Consider the following 14,710-nt stretch of genomic DNA (forward strand, 5'->3'; position numbering starts at 1 on the left):
CCGTTCGAACCAGACCGAGCACACGACCGGATAGAGAACGGCCAGTTAGGGAGCATCGGCACCGCACAGGGCCCTCCCGCGTACGGACTCGGGTGCGTCCGGCCATACCTCCGCGGCAGTAGTCGGGGCGCTCTCGCCCAGCAGTGCACAGGCCCGGCTTAGGACGGCCGCTTCGTTTAGCGGGAAGGTGGTGACGGACGACGTGTCCTCGAAGATACGGACGGCGGAACCGTCGAAGTTCAGCGCGGTGGGCAGCAAGCGTCGCACCTCCATGTCGACGACCTGCGCGCCGGTTCGGCCGTCGTAGACGGCGATGTGGGAGGGCACGGTGACGACGATCTCGCGTCCGTAGGGCTGTATGAGGCCGATGCTGTCTCCCTTTCCGGCGAGCGGGAGTTCGGTCCAGGAGTCGCCGTGAGGCCGGTAGACCGCCAGCGCTCCGGTAAGGGTGCTGGCTACCACGCCACCGTCCTTGAGTGCCTTCGCCTGCATAAACACACCTGAGCTCAACAGCACGCGGTGCGCCCACGCGTACCGGCCCTCGCGGTAGGGCAGCGCGTACAGGTGCTGGTCGGTGGCGACGAACAGCCGCTTGCGCCCCGGGGCCGCGCTGACAGCGACGACCCGCTCCGTGTCGGGCAGGGTAATCGAGTACCTACGTTGCGGCTGCGACGTGGACTGTGCCAGTGAGTAGACGCGGATCTCATGGGCCCAGGCCGCGTAGAACTCCCGGTGCGGATCGTCGAACAGAGTGACCGATGCTCTCTGCCCGGCCGGTCCGGTCAGCTCGATGGCTGAGCCGAAAGAGAATGTGGCGGCTTTGACGTGGCGGAGCCGCACCAGGCCGTCGGTGCTCGCGACCGCGGCCATGCGCAGCCGCGGGCTGAAGGCGGAGGGCTGCTTACCCGAGACGGGGCCCATGTCCACGAGTTGCTTTCTGCCCTTGCGCCTCGTGGGGTCGTACACCCCCATGCGGGCGTGGCCGTAGGCACCGGTGACATAGAGCAGTGACGAGCTGTCGGGGATGCTTTCGACGAGTTGCGCGCCCAAGACGTAGAGGTACCGCCTGTCCGGAGCGGCAAGGCTGTAGAACACCAGGGCGCCGCTGCTGGAGGGCGTCACCAGGTGCTCTCCGTCGCCGCTCACCGCTAGCTGGGAACGTCCGCTGTTGGAGGACGCGAAGTAGTCCGAGGCGGAGGCGCGTTCATCGATGGTGTCTTCACCGGAGTCCGAGCCCAGGTCCTGCGGATCGGCGGAGTAGGCGGCGATCGTGTTGGCGGCCGCGAGATAGAGGGAGGAACGGGCAGAGCTGTAGCCGAGCATGGCCAGGTACGGCACATTGACGGGCATGTGTTCGACCTTGGCCGTGTCCGGCGCCAGGGTCAGGAGCCGGCCGCCGGACAGTGCGTAGAAGCACTTGCAGGCTGCCGCGTACAGGAGGTTCCGTGCGGGGGCGGGGAGGTTCGTGGCAGCGTGCTTCGGGCGGGCTGTGGTCCGCCAGTCCCACATGCGTACCGCGGTCGCCGTACCGATGGCCAACGTGGAGCCCGAGGGCGTGAACGCAAGTGTTGTCGGGCGGCCGTCATCGGCGAGAAGGGTACGGCGGCCGGCCGCCGTGGAGCCGGTTTCCTGGACCTCCACCGTGCCGTCGCGGCCGCCGATGGCCAGGCGGGATCCGTCGGCACTGTAGGCGACCGCGCTCGCCGGGGTCCTGGTGGACCACTGCGGAGCGCCCTCTCCGGCCGGATCCCATCGTGCGACTCCCCGTTCGGTGGCCACCGCGAGGGCGCCGTCGGTCTGCGGGAATCCGATCGTGTTCACCTTCCGGAGTTCCACAGGCACGGTCACCGGTGAGGCGCTGCGGGCGTCCCACACCCGCAGTCGCCGCTGCGCGTCGATCCCGGCGGCGTAGCGGCCGTCGTGGCTGAGGGCCAGGCTGTGCAGTCCGGTGGCCTTGGTACGGATGACCTTGCTGATGGAGGTCTCACGGTTGACCGCGGACAGTAGGGCGTCACGACTCCCCGGCGAGTTGGGGGCGAGGGCACGAGCGGTCAGCGCGTCCACGAGGGCCTGGTCCGGCGTACGGGTCTCCCGTTGCAGTGCCCGGTCGGCGAGTTCCTCGGCCTTCGTGGCGATGCGATCGCGGTCGGCGCGCTTCCTGCTCTCGTCGCCGTACCAGAGGCCGAACATCGTGGCGATGACGGTGAAGGCGCAGGCAGTGGCGACGAACCGCCGGGGCAACCGGCGAGAGCGGCGCAACGCCTGTGGCACGTCCCGGGCTTCGCGTACACGGTCGCGCGGAATGGCGGTCACCGGGCGGGTGTCCTGCTCACCCGGCGCGAACAGCAGTACGTGACCGGCGGCAAGCGCGTCGTGGACGGCGTCCGGCTGGGCGGGCACGGCGTGCAGGCGAGCGGGGGGTTGGATGCCAGCGTGCACGACGACGCGCGGGTCCGCGTCGCGGGGGTGTTCGCCCGCACGGGTGAACAGACCGCCGCGGCGACGGTGGAGGGCGCGGGCCAAGGCCACCGCGGCGGCCGCACCGACCTCGGTTCCGGCGGGGATGTTGGCCGCGACACTGTGCGGGCCGCCGAGCCGCCAGCGCATGCCGTGGCCGCGGGGGAAGTGTTCCTGGGCCCGGGCCCAGGAGAACGCCGCGGCCAGAGAGGTCTCCAGGGTCTCCAGGCCGGTGGTGAACAGCATGGTGTCCGTGTCCGGCAGGACCTCCTCGGCCGCGTCCTGGACCAGGTCCACGGTAAGGACGGCCACCCCCTCGGGGGTGACGCCGTCGGCGAGCACCTTGGCCGCGACGGACTCATGGCGGCGGCGCGGCCCGCGCAGACAGCGTTCCACCAACTCCTCGGCCAGCTTCCATGGCAGCTCAGGATGATCCGCGCGGAAGGTGGCCCGTTTGACATCGGCGAGGAGGGCGGGGGCGGCGGCGCTAGGGTAGGGCTGGCGGGCCGCGTCACACCACACGGCCGTCGCCCCTGTCTCGGCCCCGGCGTCGGCCAGGGCGCGGTCGGAGGGTATGGCTTCCCGCTCCAGTGCGGCTGCCCGTGCGGCGTGCCAGATCGCCCGTGCCATGGGGTGGTCACGCGTCGATCCCTTGTCGCGCAGCAGCCGCAGGGCCGCTGAGACCGGACCGTCCTCAGGCGGGCCGGTGAGCGGAGAACCGTCCAGGAGCCGGTCGCCGGACTGGGCGGCGGCCGCGCAACCGCGCAGCCACAGGCCGTCCCGGCACAGCCTGTCCGCGATCGCGGCCGCCGACAGCTTGGGGGCGGTCACGATCCGGCCCATGGCACAGGCCGCCAGGAGAGCGGCCCACTCCAGGAAGTCGTCCGGGCGTCGGCTCATCGGCACGCCTCCGAAACCTCATCAGCCCGTGTGCGGGCGTCGGTGAGTGCGCACAGGCGCCGGACCAGCTCGGCACCGTCGAGTGCGAGAGCGGTCAGGCGACCGGTGGTGCTGCCCAGGACCACCCACTTGCCGTCCGAGGTGAAGCCGCCCGCCGACCAAGCCCCGCCGTAGTAGGGGTCGTCGTCCGGATCCTCCGGGCTGGTGGCCCGGAACAGCTCGGCGCCATCGGGCAGTTGCTGCAACAGCGCGGTGTAGTCGACGCTCACGGTCAGCAGCGCGGACTCGTCCGGGGCCAGGGCGGTGCCCAGGACGGTCTGGTTATGCCGTTGGGGAAGCTGCTCGCGCAGTCCGATCTTCGGGCCGTACCGGGCGATGCGTCCGTCGCCGAAGCCGGCGAGGTAGCCGTCCCGGTAGGGAACGGCGGCAGCGAGGTCTCCCAGCCCGTCGTCGGTGCCGACGGCCGCGAAGTTCCGGGTGACGGTGGGGCGTGCGGTTCGGGGGTCCAGGACCTCGGCCCAGCCGAGCCGGTGCCCCACTAGCAGCCTGGTGCCGTCCGGCCGCCAGGCGAACGTGCCCACCGCGCCCGCGTCCCGCTCCGGCTCGGGGGCGACCTTCACCGTCCGGTGCGCCATGTTCCACAGCTGCACCTCACCCGCCGAGTCGCCGACGGCCAGGATCTGGTCGTCGGGGGAGAAAGCCAGGCGGAACACCGGGCTGTCCGCATGGTGCAGCGGTCGTCCCTTCGGTCTCATCGCGGGGTAGTCGTAGAGGGTGATACGGCCGGAGGCGTCGCCCACGGCGAGGGTCCGCCCCCTCCCGTCCACCGCCAGGGCCATTGTGGCCTGCGAACCGGCCTTGCGCAGCACCGTCGTACGCCCGTCACGGGCCCGATACCGGATCAGCCGGCCGTCAGCGCGGAGCACGAGGACGCTGCCGGGGGAGTGCGGATCGCCGACGACGGCTCCGACCTGTTCCTGTGCGTCCGTGCGCAGTGGCGGGGCGTACAGGAACACCCGGCTGCGGCCGGAGAGCGGGGCCGAGGCCACAACCGGTGCGCCGGTGATGGGGTGGACGGCCAGGACCGCGGTGAGCGACTCGGTGGCCTCGCTGTAGGCGACTCCCAGGGCACGGCCGCCGTCGGACATGTCCAGCGCGGTGACCGTCGGGCTGGCGGATGTGGTGTCGATGGGGGGGCGGTACGCGGGCCATTCGCGTGTCGCGGCCAGGACCGTGCGTCCGTCGGCGCTCGCCGAGAGGGCGTAGACGTATCCGTCGAGACTCACGGTCTTCTTCAGCCGCAGGGTTCGGGTGTCATAGACCTGCAGATCGATCCGGGACCCGCCGACCACCAGTGAGCGTCCGCCGTCGGTGACGGCCATGGTGGAGACGTTCTTCCGTAGCAGCCTCATCGCCTTGGTGGCGGTCAGGAGTGTCTTGGGCGAGGCGTTCGCCCGGTCGGCCGGGTAGACCTGAAGGGCGGGGTCGTTGCCGTCCGTCAGCCGTCCCACCGCGAGACGTCCGTCGGGCAGGAACGCCAGGGAGGTGACCAAGGGGTCGGTCGGCCGTACCTGTACCGGGGACGGCGAGCCGGGCCGGGCGACGGCCTCCACTCCGGCGCGCGTGGCCCATGCCACCCGCCCGCCCTCGCCCGCGGTCAGGGCCAGGACCGGTCCGTCGGCGTCACGCAGCACCCGCAGACCGATGTCGTCGCCCTCACCGAGCACCCCGTACAGAACCTCGCCGCGGTCGGTGCCCAGGATGAGCCCACGGCCGTCGGCGCTGAAAAGCACCTCGGTCACCGTGCCCGCTCGTGCGCCGGTGCGGGCCCGCACTCTTTGTCCGTCGGACTCGTACACCGTGACCTTGCCGCCCGTCGCCACCGCCAGCAGACGGCCGTCGGGGCTGTACCGCATGGCCCCCACCTGGTGTCCGGCGTCGATGACACCGGACAGCCGCAGGTCGCCGTAGGCCGCCGACAGCATCGCGGCGGTGGCCACGGGGGAGGTGGGGTCCAGGAGATGGGCCTGTAGGGCTGCACTCGCGGAGCGGTCCGGGGCCGCGCCGTGGTAGGCCCGGGCATGTGCGCTCAGGCTCTCCACCTGTGCCTGGGTGCGGGCATCGGCGCGATCGGCAGCGTTCGCGGCGGCCCACACCCCCGTCGCCGTCGCCGCCACGAGTGCGACGAAGGCCACCGGTAGCGCGAGGGACCGCCGCAGCAGACCGGCTCGTACCGCGTCGGCCACGCTGGTGACGGCCACCGCTTCGGGTCGCCCGCTCGACTGCGCGGCCAGCGCCCGTTCATGGGCTGCGCCCGCCACGAGCAGCCTGCCATGGTCGATGTCGGCCACGAGCGCGGCTTTCTGATCGATATGGGTAACCGGGCCGAGTAGTCCGAAAGCGTCGACCTCGGCGCTGAGCACCGCGCGCCGATCCCAGGGGCGCCTGCGGGCCAGCGGGGTCAGGCCGAACAGGAACGCCAGTGCGACCGCGAAGGCCCCTCCGGCCGAGGCTCCGCCGATCGGCGTCGTCACCTGCGATCCGTCGACCGTTCGCACTGTCCAGGTGATCCGGCCCCGGGTGGGAAAGCCCGCCTGGCCCTCGGCCCATCGCAGCGCCGTGGCCACTGCCTCGTCGAAGGCGGCGTCGGTGGGAGGCTGCGGATCGAGGCGCTCCAGTACTGCCGGGCCCTCGGCCTTACGGGGCCCGCGCTCGTATCGCATGACCAGGGTCAGCAGGGCGGAGGACTCACCGACGGCGAGCGTGATGCGCGCGCCGCGACGCCACTTCCGCGGGAGAACGGGAAGCCATGCGCGCCCGGATCGAAGCAGGGTCCACAGGAGGCGTCGTAGACGCGAGGAGCCCATGGGCGGTCATCCTTCCTCCGCTGTCGGCGCGGTCAGCACCTTTTGGATGGCTTCGCGCGTCCACGAGTCCGCTGCCCGCGCGAGTGAGCGCCGCAGGATCGCCTTACGTCCCGCCGCCGGCAGCTCGTCGACCGGCTCGGGCACCATGTACCAGTCGAGCGGCGCGGACGCCTTTCCCAGCAGGACGGTCGGCTCCGCGCCGAGTTCGGCGTCCTCGCCCGCCAGCGGCAGGGCGAACGTCTTGTACGGCCGGTCGGCTGCCGAGCGCTGCCCCACCAGCACCCAACCGGCCGAGGATTCGGGCACGCGAGAGCGCGCCGTCAACCGCCAGCGGTCCGCGCCACGTACCGGCTCCAGCAGGAATTCGAGCTGTGGGGTCACGACGCGGTGGTCCTGTTCGGGACCAGAGGCCGCCGCGTGCTGCAACACCGGGGGCGGAAGCACGACGGCGTCCTCCGGCTCCGCCGGCTCCGGGGTGACCAGTTTCGCGGTGGCGGAGCCGGTAAGACTGAACGTAGCCGTCCCCGCATCGGACAACCTGGCCACTTCCATCCGCCAACCCTCCGCCCCCACGAGGACCACCCCCATGCCGGCCAACGCCTTCGCCCGGCCGTGGCTGTCGACCGACAGCATCTGTCCGCCGCCGTCGGGCCGGTCGCTCCAGGTCAGAGTGAGCAGCGGGAGAGAGATCGTCCGTGTAAGCCCCGCGGTGACCGTGCCGAGCAGGTCCAGCGCCTTGGCCAACACCCCTGCGGAATCCGCGTCGTCCGACGCGACACTCGTAGCGGAACGGACGGCCGGCGCGTCCTCCGCCACCAGCGGTGTGTGGAGACCTGTGCCGGTGTAGGAGACGAACGGGTTCGCGGGATCGGCGGCGAGGAGATACGTGTTCACGGTGTGTGTCGCCGAGGTGAGCCGGGGATCCCACTGGCCGCTCGCACGGTCCGAACGGCTCAGTCGCTCCAGCGCGGTCCGCAGCAGCCGCAACCCCGCGAGATAGACGGGAAGGTCTTCTCCGGCCTCCGCAGCCGTGATCAACCGCTCTCTGGCATCTCGGGGCACGGGCCCGTCCTTCTCCAGAAGGAACCAGTCCGCCAACAGCGACACGTCGTCGGAGGAGGGGAAGGCGTCGGCCATCAGCCGCACCCACTGGCGTGCGCGGTCACGATCCGGATGGTCCATCAGGTGGTAGGCGACGGCGCAGCCCGCGGCCGGGTCGCCCCGGCCGGCTTCGATCCGGGCGCCGATGCTGCGTACAACGTGATCGGTGATGGCAGCGGCGGCGCCCAGGCGGCCCTGGGCGCGGTAGTCGAGCAGGGCGCGGGCGTCGGGGTCCGCCGGCCGCACCGTCACGTCTCCCTCACCGCCGTCGGGCTGTGCCGGGCTACGGATCCGCCCGACGCAGTTCGCTGGCAGAGACACGAACCGTGCCAGGTGGTCCTGGCCCTGTGTCACGCAGAGGTACGTCGAGCGGCCTTCGCCGGATGCCGGACGGCTGACCACGTACTCGTCCGCTACCTCGATCGGTCTCAGCAGGGTGCCGTCCGTGTCACAGACGAACAGACCGGTGCCCCGCAGCTCCCGGGCTGTGTGCAGCGCCTCGTCGGGCGGGAGTGCCGCCTTGCGCCTGGTCCCGGGCAGCAGGAGCCGCTTCAGAGGGGAGGGATTCACGGGCCGGTCGGTCGGCACGGCCTGGCCGCTGCCCGGTGAGGGGTGAGGATCGTCGAGGACGAAGTCCACCGTCAGTGCCGCTGGGCCTTCGGGAGGCACCACCACCGTGGCGCTCACGCGCTCGAGACCCGGAGGCGCCAGCCGTACGACGTAGGTGCCCGGCGGGAGTTCGGTCTCGAACGGCCGGCCGGACACCACAACCGCACTGCGCACGTTCCCCGATTCCGTGTCCAGGATCTCCGCAGCCACGGGGATACCCGGTGAGAGAGCGACCATCACACGCGTCAGGGTCATCGGACACGCTCCACGGCGACGGTGAACTCCAGGTCCGGCGGCAGGAAGGCATGAACCCCTGCCGGGGACGGGGCGGTGTAGTGGCCGTCGGGAAAGTCCATGCCCACCGCGTACACACCGGCCGGCGCGACGGTCCTCCACACCGTGTCGTGCAGTTCGAGGACCGGCCGCTTGTCCTCGGCGCCCCCGAGGCCCGACAGGGAGACATCGGCCAGACGGGCGGCGGCGTCGGGGTCGCACCGTACGCCTAGAGGCACATCCGGAGGGCCGTCGAGGACATGCAGGACCAAGTCCCCGTGCACGCTCATCCCCGGCACCTGAACCGGCGGGGCGGTACGGGTCAGTGTGTACACGGCCTCGTAGAGGTCCAGGCTGGTCACGCGCCACCGGCCGTCGCGCGTGGAGGCGGCGCGTCCCGCCAACGCGTCGAGGAGAGCACGGGTGTAGTCGCTCACTCGGTGCTGGTCCGCGTGCGCGGTGCCGCCGGACAGTGTCGCCGGCAGCACTGCGAGATCCCTGCGATGCTCGGGACCCTCCCGGATGTCCAGCAGCGGCAGTGTGTGCGTGTCCCGGAGGCTGGACAGCCGGGCAGTGCGTTCCCGGCAGGAGTCGAGGAAGTAGTACTGGTATCCCGCGCCACAGGCTCGCATCCCCTGGACGAAGCTTTCCAGGTTGACGGCGGCGTCTAGGATCCGGTTCCTGCTGCGCGCGAAGTCCTCCAGCAGCAGCAACGGGCTGCCGTTGTCCAGGCCGTGGCCGCTGAAGTAGAAGAGGGCGACGTTGGACGGGTGGCTGTCGCAGCGGCTCACCCACCGGTCTACGGCTCGCTGCACCGCATCCGCCGAGGGCACCTCGACCTCACGTAACCGCCCATCGGGCTCCGGTGCCTCGCCCGGGGACAGGAGCACGTCGACACTGCCGAGTCCCGCCACGGGGTGGCGCAGTTCATCCCTGACCCAGCGGGCGAAGGCCAGCGCGGACAGGGGAGGGGAGGTGAGTTGGCGGGTGACGATGGTGTCGTGCCGGACAGGATCGGAGCCGCCGCGCAGGTGCCGGTAGCCGCCCACCCCGATGACCAGCGCGTGTACCTGAGGTCCGTCCTGGACGGCGGTGTCAACGAGATAGGTCACCGCCACCCGTCCTCGGCGGCGAGGGCATGCGGCCCGGACCGCAACGGCCCCAGCCGCTCGCCGAGGCGGGCGTAGAAACTCGGCGCGAGGAAATAGGCACTGTGGGCGCGCAGCCGACCGGACCGGAAACTGTGGTCCTCCACACCCTCGAAGACGGGTTCGGCCCGGAACGACAGCAGGTCGTTCATGTCGTAGACGTTCAGCCACCGGCGCACTGCGGGCGGCCTCGGCAGCTTGAGGCCCGCCGTGCCGGGGATGTCCGGCGGGTGCGGCGAGAACAGGCTCAATTCTTCGAAGAAGGCGACCTGCGACCCGGCGGTCACCAGGAGATCGACGGTGAAGTCCTCGGCGGCCAGCGGTCCGGAAAGCAGGTCGTAGACGATGTTGCCGCCCATGCTGTGGGCGACCAGCACGAAGGGATCACGCGGACCGCGCTGGGCGTTCGCCTCCCGCAGGACATCCGCGATCTTCCCGCCGATGCCGGCGCCCGCTCCGGTGGCCGGCCGCCGACGGTAGTAGGTCAGGACGTCGCCGAGGAACTCGGTAATGCGCGGAGCGAGTTCGGCTCGCAGCCGGTCGGCGACCGGCGACGTCGTACGGTCCGCCAGCGTCTCCCGGATCCGTACGACGCCCTCCTGCAGCGCGGCGCGGACCCGCCCCGCACCGAAGCTCTCCCGGCCGGGGCCCGCTTCCTGTCCGCGCTCGATGTCCTCCAGGGCCTGGCACAGCCGGACGGTGAACTCCTCGTCGTCGTCGACCTCTGCCAGCCAGGTCGGGGCCGCCTCGACCACGGACGGTGTCAACGCCGAGGCGGCCGCCAACTCCTTCGCACTATCCGGTGACGCGAGGAGCGCGGCGGTCCACAGCAGATCCAGTGCGTCACCCATCGACGTCCGCGCTGTGGTGACGAGCCGTTCGCGAATCCGGGCGTCGTCGGGTACGACCTGGGCGACGAGGTCCGACAGCGGGCCGTCGCCTACACCTTCCCCGAAGCGTTCGGCGACCCGTGCGCTGTTTGGGACGCTCGCTCCGCCCCAGGCCAGGGAGGCGCCATCACCGCCCCAATACGGCTGGAGAATTTCGGCCGGTCCACCGTCCGCGCGCGACCATCCCGCCGTCACATACTGCTCGAACAGAGCCTTCCGGACCCTTGTTTCCTCCACATGTGGGCCGTCGATGCGATTGGCCACCCCATGGACAAAAACCAACGGCATCCGTGTCCCCCTCGACCCCCATCCGAGCACTTGCGACCCGGAGAAGGACACCGTACAGATGCAGCCTCGCCATGTGATGAGTTTTCGCGATAGTCGTAATGATGACGCGATTCCGGCGAAGCCGACGTCATGCAGAAGGCGTTGTAGCCGTGTGTGCAGCGCGCCGGGTTGAACGGGGTGGAGCAGTGCGGCGATGCACGTGCTGAGCCCGTGCTGCGCCATCGTGTGCAACAGAGCGGCCTGGAGCGCCCCCAGGCGCTGCCCGCGCACCTCCTCGCTGCGCCCGTCCTCGCCCTTCAGCCGCTCCGGGGTGACGACCGGGTCCTGGAGCTCCAGCACGATGATCTGGTACCGCGCCAGCAACCCGCGCGAGACGGCAGACGCCAAGCTGAGCTTGTACAGGACGGGCCCGAAGATCTCCTCGTGGTCCATGGAAGCCGCCATCTCCCGCGGCAGCGGGTCGCGCACTCCCTCGGCGACTTCCCGGTTGGGCCGTTCCTCCCAGATCCGCGGTGTGGCCGTCAGGTACAGCCGGCGGGCGGCAGGGATGACCTCCTGGTCGTGCACGGCCGCCCAGGCTTTGCCCATAGACCCGCTTGTCCTGTGGGCCTCGTCGACACACACCAGGTCCATCGGGGCCAGTTGCTGCCCGTAGGCGCCCTCGAAGGCCTCCGCGAGGACACCGAGACTGGCGTACGTCGCGTAGATGGTCACCGGGCCCTGCCCGTGCCACAGGGCCAGCTGCACGGGGTTGGTCGTGTGACAAATCCGCTGTGGATCACTGGACTGGTGATGCTCTGACCTGTGGATCTAGTGATCGTTCAGGATTTCTTGCCGTCATGTCGTGTGGATCTGGGCTGGGGTTTCCCTGGGAGGTCTGGAGGCTGGCAGGGCTCTGAAGTGCAGGTTTGTTGATCGTTTCGGAATGTGGTGATCGTCGTAGGACTTGTTTTTCGCTGCGTGGCTCAGGTGGCTGGTGTCTGCGCTGCACCGACGATGCGGCTCGGTCCATGATCAGGCGAACTGCGGTGGTGCTCAGTCCAACTGAGGTCTTTTTTCGCGGTCTTGTTCATACTGTTTCCCGGTGGGTTGTCAGTGCCCGCTCCTAGTCTGTGGGGCATGACGTCAGCGAGGCCCAAGCGGCCAGTCAGTGAACTCCCGGGCGATCCTGCTCGTTCACCTGCACTACGTTCACGGACATCCCGCAGTGCGTATGAACCGCTCCGGGTCTGATGGAGGCTCGATTCCCTGAGAGGATCGAGTCATGGCGCGTCCGTCCCCCTACCCTGCCGAGCTTCGTGAGCGCGCGGTGCGCATGGTCGCGGAGATCCGTCCCAACTACCCAACCGAGTGGGCCGCGATGAAGGCAGTCGCAGCCAAGCTGGGGATCGGTGCGGCTGAGACGGTGCGGACCTGGGTCCGCAAGGCCGAAGTCGACGCCGTCCAGCGGCCCGGCGTCACGTCCGAGGACGCTGCGGAGATCAAGCGGCTGCGGGCCTGGAACGCCGAGCTGCGACGGGCCAACGAGATCCTGAAGGCGGCGTCGGCTTTCTTCGCGGCCGAGCTCGACCGGCCGTCGAAACGCTCGTAGCGTTCATCGACGCACACCGCCAGGTGTTCGGAGTCGAGCCGATCTGCCGTGTCCTGACCAGCCACGGACTCAAGATCGCAACGAGCACCTACTACGCGGCGAAGAACCGCACCCCCAGCACCCGGGCGGTCCGCGACGCGGAACTCAAGACGCACATCAGCCGCGTCCACACGGACAACTTCAGCGTCTACGGGGTCCGGAAGGTGTGGCGGCAACTGCACCGCGAAGGCATACCGGCGGCACGCTGCACCGTCGCCCGGCTGATGCGCGACCTCGGCCTGGAGGGCGCCCGACGCGGGAAGAAGATCCGCACCACCATCCGCGACGACGGCCAGGAGCGGGCCGCGGACCTGCTCAGGCGCGACTTCACCGCGCCCAGTCCGAACGAGCGGTGGGTGGCTGACTTCACCTATGTCGCCACCTGGTCCGGGGTCGTCTACGTGGCGTTCGTCGTGGACGTGTTCTCGCGGGCGATCGTGGGCTGGTCCGCCGCCACCAGCAAACGGGCCAAGCTCGTCCTCGACGCCCTAGACATGGCCCTATGGCGGCGCAATCGGGCTGGAACTCCCGCTGGGCCGGGACTGATTCACCATTCCGACGCGGCAGTCAGTACACATCTTTCGCGTTCACCGCGCACCTTCTCGACGCCGGCATCGACGCCTCGATCGGCACCGTCGGCGACGCCCTGGACAACGCGCTCATGGAATCCCAGATCGGCCTCTACAAGACGGAGTTGATCAAGGCCAGCAAGCCCTGGCCGGCCTGGCGGACGTTGAACTGGCCACCGCGGAATGGACCGACTGGTTCAACAACCAGCGCCTTCACACCGCGATCGGCAACATCCCGCCCCACGAGCACGAGACCAACTACTACGCTCAACACCAGCCCCAACCGGCGGCTGGAGTCAACGCATAGAGCCTCCACCGATCCCGGAGCGGTTCACGCATGCTGGCTGGGCTCAGCGGATCGGTTGTGTGTGCGTGTCCTCGGCTAGTACGTCGAAGCGCATAGTCGTTCCGGGTGGGTGGAGTGATGGGGCTCGTCGATGCTCCCGCCACAGCAGTGGTTGACCTGTCACGTCACGGGCTAGGACGTATCGGCGTTCAAACACCATGCCGATCGATGGGACTGTTGAGGGCGCAATCTGGTGGATGGTTTCCGTGCCGGCGACCTGGGCTCGGAGGAGCTCCGTGGTCGGGGCGGGCATCAGCTCTGGCTGCGTCCGGGCGAGGTCGGCCAGGCGGCGTTGCACGAACCGGCGTCTGGGCACCCCGTCGGGTCCGGGTAGGTCCTCGACCTGGTAGGGGTGCCAGTACGGGGCGAGATCACGGCCTGGCACGTATGCGAACCGTTGGCGCCCGCCGGGGGCACCGCCGCGGTCGGGCAGCGCCAGTGTCGGGTTTAGGGCCTCCTGCTCGCGAGTGCGCTCGGGTGGGGCGAGAGTGTGTCCACTGACCTTCCGCTCGATGGCCCAGAGGATGTTGCTGTACTCGTCGAGGCCGAGGAGTACGTCCTCGATTGCGGGTCCCTCGATCGGGGTGAGTGCGCGGAGCCACATGACGAGCGAGTGATCGTCCAGTCCGGTCGTGCGGAACAGGGACCAACTCTTGGGGGGCGCCAGGTCGTGGGGCTGCCCGAAGCTGTCGATCACGGTGGGCCGCAGCAGTGTCACGACGTGGCCGACCCGGGCCGGGACGGGGAACATGAACCAGTCGTCGCTGTGTGAGGCAATGAGGTCGATCAGCAGTGTGGTGGCGAAGTGGCTGGTATCGGGTGGGTAGCCGCCGATGTCGACGGCCGCATCCTCGATCTCCCACCAGCGGGCCCGTGGCGCGCCGGGGTATTGCAGCGAGGTGGGGTAGCAGGTGATTGATGGTTCTTCGGGCTCGGGCGGCACGACGGCGGATGTCTGTGTTCCTTCGGCGTCGGCGGAGAACCAGTCGACTCGGCCCCCGCGGTGCCGGGGCAGCTGCAGGATTCGGTCGCTTGATGAATTGCCGAGGGGGAAGCCTGTCTCGTATACGAGTTCGTCGCTCTGCCAGTAGTTGGTGCTCGGGGTAGGGATGCCAAGCCCAGTGAAGGCTGTGTCGCCCATGCCGAGCTCAGCCCGGTCGCGCCACAGCGCGTACCCGTCGAATCCCCCGGCCAGCCTCTCGTATGGCGGGGGCAGTTGGCGGTCGGTGTTGGCGGAGTACGGCGGAGGTGGGGAGGCCAGCAGGTATTTCGGATCAACGGTGGCTGGATCGAGATCCTGCTGTGCGGCGACGACAGCGCCGACGCGGATGCGGCGACCGGTCGTCCACCACTCATCGGGTTCGCCTTCGATGATTGACTCAGCCGGAACGGAGGCGGGGTCGCGGTCAGGGCTGGCTGGTTCCGGGCGGATGGGGGTGTGAGCCGCGGTCAGGTTCACCAAGACCGGGGTGGTCGCATTCTCACCTTGGTGCTCGCCGAGTTGCCACTGCCGGGCGAGGAACCACAGGGGGTCGTGCAGGGTGGCGGCGAACCCGGCTGCGAACGTACGCGCCCGGGGATCTGGCTCCAGCCGGCGGTACAGGTCGTAGCGCTGCGCCATCAGTTTCCTCT

Annotated in this window: 5 protein-coding genes and 2 pseudogenes; 1 reads left to right on the forward strand and 6 read right to left on the reverse strand. The window is 69.8% G+C overall.

Translation table 11 applies throughout. The features are described from left to right. Window positions 1-45: 45 nt before the first annotated feature. The 5 genes and pseudogenes from GTY47_RS39225 to GTY47_RS39245 form a co-directional block, all read right to left on the reverse strand. Window positions 46-3,357: a WD40 repeat domain-containing protein gene (locus GTY47_RS39225; RefSeq protein ID WP_010042594.1), complete on the reverse strand. Its 3,312-nt coding sequence runs from the start codon at window positions 3,355-3,357 to the stop codon at window positions 46-48. Then, window positions 3,354-6,224 carry a WD40 repeat domain-containing protein gene (locus GTY47_RS39230; protein ID WP_010042596.1) on the reverse strand — a complete coding sequence of 957 codons (2,871 nt, stop codon included), beginning with the start codon at window positions 6,222-6,224 and terminating at the stop codon, window positions 3,354-3,356. The genes GTY47_RS39225 and GTY47_RS39230 overlap by 4 nt, the downstream gene beginning before the upstream one ends. A gap of 6 nt (window positions 6,225-6,230) precedes the next feature. Then, window positions 6,231-8,189, reverse strand: coding sequence for a hypothetical protein (locus GTY47_RS39235; RefSeq protein WP_010042598.1), 1,959 nt, complete (start codon window positions 8,187-8,189; stop codon window positions 6,231-6,233). Beyond that, window positions 8,186-9,319, reverse strand: a complete 1,134-nt coding sequence (locus GTY47_RS39240) for a caspase family protein (protein WP_158688427.1) — start codon at window positions 9,317-9,319, stop codon at window positions 8,186-8,188. The genes GTY47_RS39235 and GTY47_RS39240 overlap by 4 nt, the downstream gene beginning before the upstream one ends. Before the next feature lie 1,406 nt (window positions 9,320-10,725). Continuing rightward, window positions 10,726-11,292: pseudogene (locus tag GTY47_RS39245) on the reverse strand (helicase); the annotation flags it as partial. Window positions 11,293-11,797: 505 nt separating this feature from the next. Here GTY47_RS39245 and GTY47_RS39250 point away from each other — a divergent pair. Next, window positions 11,798-13,039: pseudogene (locus tag GTY47_RS39250) on the forward strand (IS3 family transposase). Window positions 13,040-13,082: 43 nt separating this feature from the next. Here the strand turns inward: GTY47_RS39250 and GTY47_RS39255 are convergent. Then, a complete protein-coding gene (locus GTY47_RS39255) occupies window positions 13,083-14,699 on the reverse strand; it encodes a hypothetical protein (protein WP_010042608.1) in 1,617 nt (538 codons plus the stop codon). Window positions 14,700-14,710 lie beyond the last annotated feature (11 nt).

The sequence above is a fragment of the Streptomyces sp. SID5464 genome (genome assembly GCF_009862985.1).
Classification (GTDB): Bacteria; Actinomycetota; Actinomycetes; order Streptomycetales; family Streptomycetaceae; genus Streptomyces; species Streptomyces chartreusis_D.